Annotated in this window: 8 protein-coding genes and 2 pseudogenes; 5 read left to right on the top strand and 5 right to left on the bottom strand. The window is 45.8% G+C overall.

Annotated elements, in window-relative coordinates; translation table 11 throughout:
• Positions 1-23: 23 nt before the first annotated feature.
• The gene (locus BCT81_RS13950) at positions 24-485 is read left to right on the top strand and encodes a lecithin retinol acyltransferase family protein (RefSeq protein ID WP_102424807.1); all 462 of its coding nucleotides are present in this window, start codon (positions 24-26) and stop codon (positions 483-485) included.
• 89 nt (positions 486-574) lie between these two features.
• On the opposite strand, the gene BCT81_RS13945 is transcribed toward BCT81_RS13950, so the two are convergent.
• The 5 genes from BCT81_RS13945 to BCT81_RS13925 are packed head-to-tail and all read right to left on the bottom strand — an operon-like array spanning position 575 to position 5,617.
• Positions 575-2,476 carry a DNA/RNA helicase domain-containing protein gene (locus tag BCT81_RS13945; protein ID WP_198596895.1) on the bottom strand — a complete coding sequence of 634 codons (1,902 nt, stop codon included), beginning with the start codon at positions 2,474-2,476 and terminating at the stop codon, positions 575-577.
• A 12-nt stretch (positions 2,477-2,488) separates the two neighbouring features.
• Positions 2,489-2,890, bottom strand: a complete 402-nt coding sequence (locus tag BCT81_RS13940; protein ID WP_102424806.1) for a (deoxy)nucleoside triphosphate pyrophosphohydrolase — start codon at positions 2,888-2,890, stop codon at positions 2,489-2,491.
• Entirely contained in the window at positions 2,887-3,723 is an 837-nt protein-coding gene (locus BCT81_RS13935) for an HNH endonuclease (RefSeq protein WP_102424805.1), read from the bottom strand. Before BCT81_RS13935 ends, BCT81_RS13940 begins: the two co-directional genes overlap by 4 nt.
• A 44-nt stretch (positions 3,724-3,767) precedes the next feature.
• Positions 3,768-4,664 carry a Wadjet anti-phage system protein JetD domain-containing protein gene (locus BCT81_RS13930; protein WP_102424804.1) on the bottom strand — a complete coding sequence of 299 codons (897 nt, stop codon included), beginning with the start codon at positions 4,662-4,664 and terminating at the stop codon, positions 3,768-3,770.
• Entirely contained in the window at positions 4,661-5,617 is a 957-nt protein-coding gene (locus BCT81_RS13925; protein WP_241908206.1) for a hypothetical protein, read from the bottom strand. Before BCT81_RS13925 ends, BCT81_RS13930 begins: the two co-directional genes overlap by 4 nt.
• Positions 5,618-5,632: 15 nt before the next feature.
• Between BCT81_RS13925 and traD the strand changes: the two genes are divergently transcribed.
• The 4 genes and pseudogenes from traD to BCT81_RS13905 all read left to right on the top strand — a co-directional run.
• Complete coding sequence (gene traD, locus BCT81_RS13920; RefSeq protein WP_347232111.1) at positions 5,633-7,555, top strand: type IV conjugative transfer system coupling protein TraD; 1,923 nt, start codon at positions 5,633-5,635, stop codon at positions 7,553-7,555.
• Positions 7,556-7,737: 182 nt separating this feature from the next.
• Entirely contained in the window at positions 7,738-13,518 is a 5,781-nt protein-coding gene (gene traI / locus BCT81_RS13915) for a conjugative transfer relaxase/helicase TraI (RefSeq protein WP_102424803.1), read from the top strand.
• 130 nt (positions 13,519-13,648) lie between these two features.
• A pseudogene (locus BCT81_RS13910) lies at positions 13,649-13,795 on the top strand (transposase DNA-binding-containing protein); the annotation flags it as partial.
• 7 nt (positions 13,796-13,802) lie between these two features.
• Positions 13,803-14,093 (top strand): annotated as a pseudogene (locus BCT81_RS13905) (ribonucleotide-diphosphate reductase subunit beta); the annotation flags it as partial.
• Positions 14,094-14,117: the final 24 nt, after the last annotated feature.

Genomic DNA, 14,117 nt, shown 5'->3' with positions numbered 1-14,117 from the left:
CTTTAAATTAGTAAGGAAAATTTATGAAGAATAATCTTAGTATTGGTGATCTACTTTATCGTTCAAAGCTGCTGGTAGAGCATGCCGGAATCTACCTGGGTAAGGGACGAGTACTCCACAACTCGCCAGATGGCAATGTAGAAATTTGTGCCTTAGAAGATTACGCAAATGGCAAACCAGTAAAAGTTGTTTTGAGTCATTTAAGTGAAGAGAAGAAAAACGAACTGTTTAGCCAAGCAGAACAATTGATCAAGAAAGCTAGAAAATATGGGGTGTTAGCCAATAACTGTGAGCATTTAGCCTCTACAGTACTACATGGAAAACCATCCAGTGAGCAGCTACAAAGTGCGGGCCTTGGCGCTGTTGCAGGTCTACTTTTGGCTCACTGTAACCAATCGAAGAACTCTTTGCTGTACATATTAGCTGGTGGCCTTATAGGGTGTATGACTGTCAACGCCGCTCGCAAATACGACTGTGTTGTATAAACATGAAAGGAGTGGGATGCACATAACCGACTCCTTTCTGATATTTGCTAAAAACTAATAGAATGCCCAAACAATGTGCTGTTCACATATCAGACCACCTTCATACCACATTGTTTCAAGTATTCGAACGTTTCCTGGTCATCACACTTTATGACTAAACCACTACGCCCACGACTGAGCAACACTCTATAACTACCCTCTGTGTAATGTTCGTACTGGCGCCGGTCTTCAACCACCAACTTTCCGTTGCGATATACCATATCCTGCCCCCAGTTAAACAAAGCCAGTGATAGTTCTAAACCTTGGCAACTAAACTCAGTACAAGCCGCTTCAAATTGACAACATGAATTTTCAGAACTTGGTGGCTCAACGTACCAAGGGCCAATATGTTTACCTGGTTTGTATTTGTCTTTCTGGACTTCTTCAATAAACTTGCCACCTTGGCTGGACATCAACCAGCCTGTTCTAAACGCGTCTTGAAGCTTGTTTCCTTCGTGCATAGTTTGTTGTACACCCAGAGAATAAGCTTCAGCAGCTTGCTGGTTTTGAGTCAATCGCAATGGGTAGTAAGCCTGAATATCCAAAGCGACTTTTTGAGCTTGGTCAGAATTGTTAGATAGAACCGCTTCAATCCACTTATCTAAACTTTCCGTATAGGCTTGCCGAATGGGCGTTTTAAGGTTATACACGTCTTTCTTAATTGGCGTAACGAGTTGCATTTTACCGGCGTGCAGCGATGGCATAATAGGGATGACTTTGCCGTTTTGCGCTCTTATTGCTGCATCTAGGTCTACTAACATCTGATCTAACTGCATCTCATTGCGATGGATCGCTTGACCATCCCCCACCAAAAGCACCAACACTCCAAACGGTTGGCAAGCAAGCCAGTTACAAAACAGCATTAACTCAGACGGTGATTGTGATTCTCTAGGGCTTGCTTTGTCCCACGCTCGCTGTGCTTCATCAAATACGACAAAAGTCTCTCTGCGTGATGTTAGTGAGCGCTTCAGATCCTTCTTGAACGGGAGCAGATCTTGGATCATCACTCGACCATCAATGACCTTATCTCCTGTTCGGCCAACTGACTGCTTACCACTATAATCTAACGTATGTTGTAGCACCTGAACGAGAGGTCCATTGCCAGAAAGAAAAATAGGTTCACTCTGCTTTGTGCTCTCACTACGTGCAATTTCCGCAACAGAACTAATGCCCAGTAGAGTCTTACCGGCACCAGGGCGCCCATGAACGACGACAACATATCTTTGCTGCTTGTCCCTAGCATGCTGATAAAGCTTTAAAAGTGCCGCACGTGCCTGGTCAATATTTTCACCGGCTGAGGTTTTTAGCGTAGGTATTTTAGCGTCGAAAAAGACCTGAGCAGTGCCATGCAATATGCTTGGCTGGCGATAAAACTCACCTTTTTCCCACTGGAGTACATTATAGTAACTAGGTTTACTTAATGACGTTATAAGCTGTGAAGCTAACTGGGGAGCCAGATAATCATCTGCGATGTCACACACAACGTTTGGGTGTTGGAACGGCTTAGCACCAGGTTTGGTGAGAACAACAAAGCCATGACCGACTAGGTCGATAGATTCACTGTGATAGCGTCGCATTGTTTGCAAATCAGAGTTTGCTCGTAGAATCTCATATTCAGAGGCTTCTTGCTTATGTTTGAACTCGACTACAAACAATTCGCCAGCTGGAGTAACTAGGTTAACATCCGCCGCTCGTTTTCCACCTTCACCAATCAATTCTTGTTCAAAGGCTATCCAGCACTTCTCTGGTTCCACTTGAGTTTCTGTAATAACGTGAATAATGGTAGCCGTCATTACATCGTATTCAGTTTCCCAAGCGTAGCGTTGCGCAGGATCGAGATCTTGCGTCCAACTCAAACTATGATGGAAAAAGACTAACGACTCTAGAAAACTAGCTTTATCTGTAGAAAGAAAGTCTTTCCAAGTCCCATCCCAGCCTGCTTTTAGGTCCATTTTCGTTATCCTTCAGAACGTAGACTGTAGTTTTTCAACGGCCGGTATATCAGCCGCAGCCCAATCAACATCCCAAAGTTGGTCTTTGGATAACCAACGAGAGTCAATATGCTCTGTAAGCTCAAGTTCGCGCGTTGGTACCTCAATAACAAAACAATGCATGGTGATATCAAAATCAGGGTAGCTATGCTCAATCGTCAACAAAAACTGTGGTCCAGTAACGGCAATTCTTAACTCTTCGTCTAGCTCCCTGGTAATGGCTGCAACAAGCGTTTCTCCAGGTTCTACTTTACCACCAGGGAACTCCCATTTTTCGCTAACATAATCTAGCTTCGATGGCGCTCTTTGTACGGCTAGGAAATCACCTTCATTTTTCAGTACAGCCGCAACGACTTCAATGCGTTTCTTACTCATTGATTTAGCTCTTCTAACAATTTATTGCTACGAGATTTTAAAACCTCAACATCCTTTGCATCATCTACGATATGCATTTTCTTGTGGCAATTGGGGCACAATGCGACTGTATTATCAGCCGTATCGTCTCCACCTTTCGCAAGCCAAACAATATGGTGTGTCTCGAGATATGGCTCGCCTTTCGCATTTTTAAATGGCGCCGGTTGTAGACAAAGTTGGCACTGACCTTTAGCGAGGCGTTTAGCCAATTCTGCTACCCAAATATTTCGCTCATAGCTGGTGGATTGTTGTTGATACCGTGCAGCGGTTTTTCCACCTTTAGCCGCCAAAAACTGAAGCTCTTCAATGTTGAGTTTCTTAGCCTTACGAACTCGAACGCTTTCAACATTATCTCTATCTTGCTTTTGAACCTGGCGATCACCCGTAAGCAGTGTCAATGGGAATATATATACCTTTCTCGGGTTATTCTTCTCATCAGTTTGCGTTTCTGAGTAAGGTTCGCTAGCAAGAGTAACCTCTCCCACATAGGTATATTCTTGGTCTTTAAACACCTCGAATAAGTGAACAGCGACGCCATTGGTGCCTGATTCAGCTAAGGTTTTATTTTGCTGAAATGTTAGGCTTTGATCGCCATTAGTGCCCATCCCTGTGTAGTGAAGCACACCATCAGACCAACGATCATCATAAATCGATTTTATGTGGTTCGATACAATGACCAATGTATTGGTTTTATGTGAGCGGCGCATCCCACCTTGCGGGCTGCAGCCGAAGACTTCGCATAGTTCTGTATTGTTGAGTTTTGTTCCGGTTTTAGGTAATGAAGTAGTATTCATGATTGCTCAATGTCCATTTTATTTGTTCGTTAACATTACTGAGATTAGAAATCCGCCATATCATCATTTCTCAGCCAGACACTCTCTTGCTCAAGAGCTAAGCCATGCTTCTTCATTTCAGTTACCAATTCTCGCACCTCTGTAGATTCTTCTAAAAGTGTTTGGCTGTTTCGCTCAAAAGAGTCAAATTCACTTGCTGTATCAACCCAAAGCTGGTTTTGTCCATAACGGTTCAAAAGTTCCTTCCAGTTAGGCATCACCCAAAATTCGGTTCTCGCTTCTAGCTTCTCTTTTAGACGTCGGAAGTTATTCAGCCCTACACCGTCATAATCGGCAAAAAAGTAGACAATCGGTGACCTTTCATGCACCGATAGCCAATCAATCAGTTTGTTGTGTAGCTGTCCTCGGTACCAAATAACGGTAGTGGGTTCGTTATTGGGCAACCAATCTAGTCTGTCAAATAGTGCTTGGTTCTCCACCAGCCAAATAGAATGATGGCTGTGTAGGTTCTTATTTCTTTCTCCACCCACTTCAAGTGAAAACACACCAAACTCTTCTGTTGCTGCATTTAAGTGCTCAGTTAGTACTCCGGAAACCTTCCATAGTGGACTGGCAACCGTCTTAGCCAGCACGTAAGTCACATCATGACCTGCTCTTCCTTTTTTACTGCTGCGTGTAGAGGCTATATTTACCGCGCGTTGCGGCACAGATGATGGCAATTCTTGGTTTGGTACCAACTGACCCAATGTGACTTTAACGACATCCATATCTAGAATGCGGTAGACAACGCCACGCCCTTTAGGAGTAACTTGTACACTCTGAGTTTTGCGGCTGAACTCAACAAGCTGCTTCTTCTGAGAAGGCGTCAATGTGCTTCCGGCAATGGAATCAGGGTACACCTCAATTAGTCGCGTTAGTGCTTTAGCCAATACCTGGCTCATAGTGATGGCTCCACTTGAGGTTGAGACTGTTCTTGGCTATCAATTGGTTCGAAAATCTGCCAACTATTTTTACTGATGTGGTTCTTACCATTAGTCTGGTGGATAGGCACACAATAACGAGCGGTGGTTAACGGTGCTGGTGAAGCAAAAATCAGTGCAAAACCAAACTGATTAGCAATCTCTATCAAGTTAGCTTGGTTCTTGGTATCCAGGGCCAACGCCTCATCCAAATAACATACCGCTCTCATTTTATGACGTTTATCTTGCATTAGATGCAACATCGCCAGACCAGTCACAAGTTTGGCCATCAATACTGTTCCATTAGAAGCCGCACTATCGATATCTTCAAATGACTCTGGTTGCTGCCCTTGCTTAGCAACGACAAACTCAAGTCTGAACAAATCTGCAACCCTTAGACCTTGGCGAACATTACCTTCCTCTATCAGTAGGCTCTTTGCTCGGTCTAACTCCATATCATCGAGAATACTGCCTTGATCAAACAGTTCGAAGCTCTGACCACTCGCTGTTTGCTCTGCTTGCTGGATTAGTACATTCATCGCATCAACAAGCTGACTCTCTTCAACTGGTTCAATCTTGAAAGTTTTGAGATCCGATAACTGCCTATGACTGATTAACCGGTTGAAGTCTTTCATCTTACTTTGTAGTGCATAGAGCCCACTGCGCAGCTCTCTTAAACTCGCAGTGACGTTGACTACTGCCGATCGAGCACGCCTTTCCAACGCTTTCTTCTCATCATCCAAACAATGACTGAATTTAATAATACCTTTTAACTCTTCATCCTGAGTTTGAGCCATCTGGAACTTGGTAAGCCCCTTTTGAGCTAAGTCATATTTTATTTGGCGCAATTCTTTGGACAACTTATCGAGGTCTTTACAATTCTCGATGTATTGTTCAAGGCGAACGGGTAGATATTCCAGAGACCATTCATCCACAGTAATCCAAGGCGTATGGGGTTGCTCCGAAAGAGCGTTAAACAGCGCTTGATCATCAATTCTTTGATTTTTCAGCTTTTCAACAAGTTAGGTTTTAGCTTAGAGCGCAACGTGGTGGTCGAATGGGAAGAGCAACGCTACAGCAGCACCCTTGGCCAACAACTGCAAAACCCCATCTTGGCACAGTGCTACCAAGAATTGCTGCAAGCCCTGTTTGTTGGCCTACTGGTCTATGTGGCCGCTTCCACCGTGCTGTTTGTGATGATTAACCACTGGTTTAAGAGAAAAGGGCAGAAGCAGAGCGAAGATAATCACATTCGAGGCTTTCAATTGGCTGAGCCTAAAGCCGTCACCGCAGAGCTTAAAAAGAAGAAAAAACTCTCCCCTTTTGCGCTCGATGGTCACAAGCTTTTTGTTGATGGATTTGAAGTCAAACACCTGATGATTGACGGCACTACGGGGGCAGGTAAATCCGTTGCGATTCGCAAGCTCTTACGTTGGATACGAGCACGCGGAGACAAGGCCATTATTTACGATAAAGGCTGCGATTTTGTCAGTAAATTCTATGAGCCGCACAAAGACGTGATTTTAAATCCCTTCGATGAACGTTGCGCAGCGTGGGATATTTGGAGTGATGCCAAAGAGGCGCCAGACTTTGAATCCCTCGCGGCCGCGCTTATTCCGCAACACGGTGAAGGCGACCCATTTTGGGTAGACTCCGCACGAACCATTTTCGCAGCAACCACCTATCAAATGATGATCGATGACAAACACGAATGTACGATTGAAAATTTGCTGCACATTATCTTAACGTCTGAGCTTTCAACGTTAGGTGAACACTTAAAAGACACCGAAGCCAGCTCACTGGTCTCGAAAAGTATCGAGAAGACGGCTATCTCCATCAAATCGGTTCTGGCGACTTACATCAAGTCCTTACGTTACTTACATGGTTTGGATGAAAAAGACGCACAAGGCCACCGTAAACGGGCGCCATTTTCGATCACAGATTGGGTACAAGACGAATCACAACAAGGGTTTCTGTTCCTATCCAGTAATGCAAGACAACACACCGCCCTCAGACCACTGATCTCGATGTGGCTTGCGATTGCCTCCAACGCCATTCTAGGAATGGAGCCCGATGACGACCGCCGAATTTGGGTAATCATCGATGAAATGCCTACGTTACATAAACTGCCTGAACTCACACACATTATTTCTGAAGTGCGTAAATTTGGGGGGTGTTATTTACTGGGGTTGCAATCTTACGCTCAATTAGAAACCACTTATGGGCGCAACGCGGCCAGAGTCATTTTTGATTTGCTCAACACGCGCTTTTTCTTCCGCGCCCCTTCAAAAGCGATGGCCGCCATTTCCTCGGAGGACCTTGGTGATCAAGAAATCGATATCTCACGAGAAAATATTTCTTACGGGGCGAACGCACTGCGTGACGGTGTCTCACTCGGCCATCAAAACAAAACGCGCCCGGTGGTATCTCCAGCGGAAATCCAAGGTTTGGATGATTTAGAGTGTTACTTGCGCACGCCTAACTCCATGCTCATCACGAAACTGCAACTGAAATACGATCGCATGAGCAATCTCCAACCCTCCTTCATCAAACGCAGCCTACCCGGAGGGAAAGCAATGGAGAGTATCGACCAAGCCTTGATTTTCCATGAGTTAATTGCTTTGCATGAACTCGATGAAACCCAAAGAAACCGGTTACTTGCCATTCAGCAAAGTACGTACGAAAACGAAGAAGAGCAGCAGCAAACCAGAGTCCGTCAGAAACAAACCCTTGCCAAAGCCTCGAAAAAGAAAAACCTGACCACCAACGCAACCCAAAACCAACAGATCGCAGAAGACACACAAAATGTACTTCAGCGAGAAGCCGAAGAGGCGTCCATAACACAAATAGAACCGGGCGAGATGTACGATTAACCACCGAAATGCAACATCCATGCTCACTGAAAGCAAAAACCATTTTGCCCTCCCCTGTAACAAGCCCTGACCACCCTATCATTCGCCTCAACGCCGTCCGCTAACCTATTCGTCTCCCTCCCAATCACCAGCATTTCGCTGACGCAGCGGTTTGCGGCGATCCAACAAAAGGAAAACACCTTATGATGTCCATCAGTCCTCTCAAATCCGCCTCTGGCGCCGCCAAGTATTACTTGAACGAAGAAAACACACCAAATACCTTTGATACGTCACTCGAAAAAGACAGTAACGACAACTACTACCTCAAAGAAAGCAGTACTGCTGACAACACTTTTTGGCACGGTCAGTTAGCCGAAGAAGCAGACCTACTCGGTAAACCGGTTGACCCAAAAACGTTAGAGTCCGTTTTATCTGGGCACCTAGGCCATGAAACCATCAAAGGCAAACGCAACGTCCATAAGTCGGGGTTTGACTTAACCTTTTCTGCACCCAAATCAGTCAGTGTGCTTGCTCTCGTCGGGGGTGACACACGGTTAATCGAGGCGCACAACACGGCGGTCAAATTCGCGCTATCGCAACTAGAAAAAGACGTGGCACAAGCCACGCACATCAATGACGAAGGCGCTCGTGAGTTCATCAATACCGAATCGATGGCTTTTGCGGTCGTACGCCATAAAACCAGTCGTGAAAATGACCCACAACTTCATTCTCATGCCTTAGCGGCAAACATGACGCGCGACAAAGAAGGGCAACTGCGTACCCTCGCCTCTTCTCTCAAACAAAAAGGCGGCGTCATCAATGGGACCGGAGAGCGCATTTACCACTTCCAAAAATACTACACCGCTCTTTACCAGAGCCAACTTGCTAAAGAAAGCGAACGAATAGGTTACCAAATGCAAGGGATGGGTAACGGTCAATTTGAAGCCAAAGGGATCCCTCAAATCCTCCTTGAAACGTTTTCTACTCGCAAACAACAGCTCGACCAACAAGCCTTAGATTTTGGAGGGACGCAAGCGGCAAAAGATGTAGCCGCACTCGATACTCGCAAAGCCAAAACCGACGAAAGTGAGGCTGCGCTCAATGCTCACTGGCAACAAACGGTGCGCAACGCAGGACATAAGCCCGAAGAACTGATTAAAAACGCCCTGGGGATCACTCCACAAGAACATAACCCTGAAGAAATCGCTAAAGACGCGTTGGGGCGCGCCATTGAACACTTAGGGGGATACAACACGGCATTAAAACTGGAAAAGATCATAGAGTTAGCCGCGGCCGAGTTTACCAAAGGCGGCGTGCAAGCCAATGCGATTGACCTTAAAGTGGTCGCTGACCAATGGGTGAAAGATGGGGCACTTATCCCTCTTTCAGAAAAAGGTCAATACACCACGCAAGCCATGCTGAAAACCGAACAAGCCCTCCTGGAGGTCACTCAAGGGCGTACGCGCCATATGCGCACGCCAGTCAATGACGCTACGTTAGATAAATTAAACCTCACTCAAGGCAACCGCCAAAAGGTGGCGGACATTTACCAGTCCACCAAGCAGTTTCATGTGGTTAATGTGTTTGGCAACAGTGAACAAATCGCGCAAAACCTCTTGAACGTCGGCAACCATGTCGGCAAACGTGTCCACTTAGTGTCACAAAACGCCAAAGACAAACACCGTCATAGCCAAACCATCCAACGTGAAAGTCATACGGTCGCAACCTGGATAAAACACCGATTTCAAGAAGAGCAGCGCCACTCTGTCCATAGTTTGTTGCACTCAGACGTCCCTATGACCAACAAAGACATCCTTCTTGTCGACAGCGCCCACAAGATGAGCGCCAATGAGTTGATGGCTTTAAACGTAAAAGCTAAGGGATCGGGTAGCAAAGTCATTTTGCTGAACAACACATCCAGCCGCCAAGGCTTTAAAGCCTATAACGCCATCGAGCTTTACCGCAAAGGCAATGTCGTCTCGCACTCTTGGGTAGACAGCAAACAGATAGACAGCAAGGTTGCTTTGCACAACAGCGATACGCGCACCCTTGCCAGAGCGTATACCTACTTGTCAAACAAAGAGGACACACAAGTGCTGGCGACTTCTCACGTTGAACAACGACGATTGACGGCCGCGATCCGGTCCTCTCTGCAGAACGAGGGTCAACTTGCCCGCAGCGGCATCACCTTGTTTACTCAGCAGCCTCATTATTTGTCTAAACCCCAACAGGAGTTAGCGCAACACTACAAGCCAGGTATGCTCCTTCGCCATTGGGAAGACGGAAAACCGCAAGAGTTAGTGGTTTCAAGCTCAGACAAGACAAGCAATCAAGTCCACGTCCTGAGCAAAACCGATGGACAAGAATACACCCTCGATCCCGCTTCCGCCGGATTCAAAGCCCTCAACGTGCAGATCTTTAAACCTGACTCGCTGCAAGTTAACCAAGGTGAACGCCTTATGACGACCGGTAAGCACATTCCATCCGGGTTGATCGCCAATGAGCGTTACGTGGTCACGTATATCTCTAAAGAAACCCTAACGTTAACGGACACGCAGGGCGAATCGAATACCATCCCCGTTGAAGCCCTGAAAGACGCACCACTACAATACGACTATGTCCATACCGCCAGTCATATCGAACCAAGGGCGCACACCCTCATTTCAGGCAAAGCCTTTACGCTCTCCAAAGCGCTCTTTCACGATCTGACCGAGAAAAGCGCGCGCATCGATGTGTTTACCGACAACCCCGATAAAGCCCAGGCCGCGCTTGAGAAAAGCGAAGTGAAGCTTTCTGCCATCGAGCGAGTGATGCACACTCAAAGCGTCAACGACCGCTACCTGACTGACGCCACCATCACCACTGTCAAAAGCGACCTCGAGCAAGCCCTCACCCTCTTAAACAAAGAGCAAAATTCCCCCCTGCAAGAGAAAGCGTTGAACTTTGCCCTGAGACATCTTTCTGAAAAAGAAGCGGCGTTTACACAAAAAGAGTTAGTCGTCGAGGCGATCCGTTACGCTTTTGAAGAGGCCAATCAACCGATAATCAAAGAGCAAATTGAAACAGAGCTCGCCAAACGCAGGGACGTCCTCTCTGCCGAATACAGCGACGGCACACGCTGGACCACCCAAGCGGCGCTCGATACCGAAAAGCACATTTTGCGGAACATTGAGCAAGGGAAAAATCAACACAAGCCGTTTGCCACCCACAGACAAGTCAGAGATTATCTCGATGCACAGCCTCGCCTTACCCAAGGGCAAAAGGACGGCATCACCCTTATCTCAACGACCAAAGACAGTTTTGTGGCCGTGCAAGGTTTGGCAGGCACAGGTAAATCCACCCTGCTCGAATCCAACATTGAATTGATTCAACACACCGGCCAAGCCAGTACACACTCACCTTCGCAAGTAATCGGTCTGGCGCCAACTCACGCCGCCGTCAGCGAACTGGAACGCAAAGGGATACAAGCGCAAACGCTGGAAAGCTTACTAACCGACCTAAGACGTGGCATCACCTTACCAGAGGACTACAAAAACACGCTGTTCTTCCTCGATGAAAGCTCCATGGTCAGCAACCAACAAGCCAAAAAGCTCACCGACCTTGTATTACAAAGCGGCTCCAAAGCCACCTTGCTTGGAGATAAAGAGCAGCTGCTTTCTCTTAATGCCGGTAAACCGTTTGAATTGAGCATGAGACAAGGATTCATCGATACGGCTTACATGACCGACATCCTTCGTCAGAAGAATGAAATACTGCTTGGTGCCGTACATAATATTGTAGATAAGCAACCACACAGCGCCCTCGATAAACTCTCTCAGCAAGGTCCTGAAACACTCGGTAGCACACAACATATCATTTCCACCCTCGATGAGAGGGCGAAAGACCAAAGCAAAGCACAACTTATTGCCACCGAAAAGCTGCCTTACGCGGTGGCGCAGGACTACCTTGCCCGCACGCTCGAGACACGAGAAAACACGCTGATCATCGCTTACACAAATAATGAGCGAGACCACATCACTGAGCACATTCGTGCCGGACTGATGAAAACACAGGAGATAGGCCAAGAAAACATCATCACCACCCGATTACGCTCTACAGGTGATAGCAAAGAAGAGTTGACCACCATGATGCCTTATCAGAAAGGGCTCATTTTAAGCACCAAGCCAGGAGAGTACGACATCATTACCCACGTTGATTCGGAGCACGGTGTGGTGACTCTTCAAGACGTAAATACAGGTAAGACAAAGCCATTTTTGCCACGCAACAAAGACCACAAATACACGTCACTCTTCGTTCAATCAGAAAAGCCCCTTTCAACCGGGGATAAAATCATGACCCGCTTTACCGACAAAGCGCGAGGCATTAAAGCCAATGTGGAATACACCATCAGCCGTGCCACCAAGGAAGAAATCACCGCACTTTCGAAAGAGGGGCAAACGTTAAACCTCAACCCAAACCAACTCAAAGATGGGCATTGGGATTACGCTTACACCAGAACCGCAGATATGGCGCAAGGCGCGACGTATCAGAACGTCATTACCACGCTCAAAGGCAAAGGCGCACTGACCAACTTAAGACGCGCTTACATCGATTTGAGCCGAGCGAGTGCTCATGTCAAACTCTTCACCGACAACCCAAAACAGATGATGAAGAGCTGGTTATCAAAAGAAGTCAATAAACACAGTGCCATTGAAACCGTCGATAAAATTTCACCACACAGTACCCCTTACTTTAATGACAAGGCCCTACCTCATGAAGACGTGCGTTATCAAAATAGGAATGGAGATTTTGACTACCACCAATTTAAAGAACACATCAACCAAGCGTTACCTAAATACACCGAAAGCTTAGCCATCAACCTATTGGGACAACCGAACCCATCTAAATCAGACCGTGACTATTTAACTTTTGGTATCGGTAAATCGGCGATAAAAGTGTCATTAACGGGGGAATATCGAGGGTATTTTAAAGACTATACCACCGGTGAAAAAGGCTCACTCATCAATTTGATGATGAGTCATAAGGAAATAAATTATAAGGAGGCAATGAAAGAAGCCCATAACATGCTCAATAATCCTGATAAATACCAACTCACCGCCAACCCTAAAAATGATCAATTACTGAATACGACGCCAAAACACATGGCACAATTTGAAGAGAGAGCGAAAGAATATATACAAACCAGTCAACCACTCACAGGCACATTAGCCGAAAATTACCTCAATAAATTCGGGATTGAACACCCTAAGAATGACCATGTTCATTTTCATCAAGCGGTGTATTCCTCAGAGGACAAGGCATTTCACCCTGCGATGATAACCAACATTCACGATAAAAAAGGAGAAACAAAAGCAATTGAAGTCACTTATTTAGACGGGCAAGGAAATAAAGACCCAGCACTCGACATCAATCCAAGGACCTTAGGCACGAAATCCAAACAAATGACGCAATTTCATCAAGGCCGTGATTTGCACACCACCATCATCAGTACCTCAATCGAGAATGCTTTTATCATCAATCAAGCCCACCAAGGTCAATACGACATTATCAATGTCAATCATAAGAATGACATCCAGAATATTTCCACCGATGAACTCAGACAGAATATAGTGATTGTCCTGAGTCAAGGTAATACTGACTTAAACCCCAACAACATTGAAAAAATCATGGCCAACTTTTCAAGGAGAAATATTCAGTTTGTTTCACCTGACAATATGCTTGAGGAAATCAAACAGGGTATTGAACAATACCATCAACAAACGCACCAACAAAAAGAGGCATTTGATACACCAAATCAACCCCACAACTCATTAACCGAAAAGCCAGACAAAGATATCCAACAATACAACCAAGAACTCAAGAACAAAGAGCTTGAACACTTCGACAGTAAAGTCCCCTCCCCTCAAAAAACGTTTGATTTTAATCAGGAGCGTGACAACAACAATGACCAATATAATAAGCTAGATAAAGAGTTAGAGCGGTAGAAAAAGGGGGGCCAATGAGCCTGGCTCTTATACACAAATCCCTAAGCCACAGCTTAGGGATTTTTTTGAACTAATTAGGTTTCATGATCTGATCATCTAAGTAATGACAAGGGTGATTATCAAGACCTATATAGAGCCAATCCTTTGGGCACAAAAGCAATTTGGTCAAGCCTGCCTCAATGACACCAGACGCACTCAAAGACTCGTTGCTCTAGCGCCCTCACTGGCCGAGCAACCTGACGTACCGGTCTCTAGACTCATCATATCCCCTGCTGATTACACTTTACGTGAGCTTTGCTTGCTCGTTTGCATTTGCTGAACACAAACTAATGGAAGGCAATGCTAAAATCATAAAGCTCATCGCTCAAGACGAAGCACTTCACCTTACTGGCACCCAGCACATGATTAATCTGTTACGTAATGGCCAAAATGACTTTCCATTCATGCAGATCGCAGAAGAATATAAGCAAGATTGTTTCGACTTGTTCAAGCAAGCAGCTGAAATCAGTTCTTATCTAGTGGGTCAAATCGAGAATGAAGTTAAAACCGATGACTTTAACGGTTTTGAGCTTTAAAGCAACCAACTAATCCAGTAATCA

It is taken from the genome of Vibrio sp. 10N.261.52.A1, assembly GCF_002876325.1.
GTDB lineage: Bacteria > Pseudomonadota > Gammaproteobacteria > Enterobacterales > Vibrionaceae > Vibrio > Vibrio chagasii.
The sequence above is the reverse complement of the archived record's forward strand: the minus strand, read 5'-3'. Positions and strand labels throughout refer to the sequence as shown.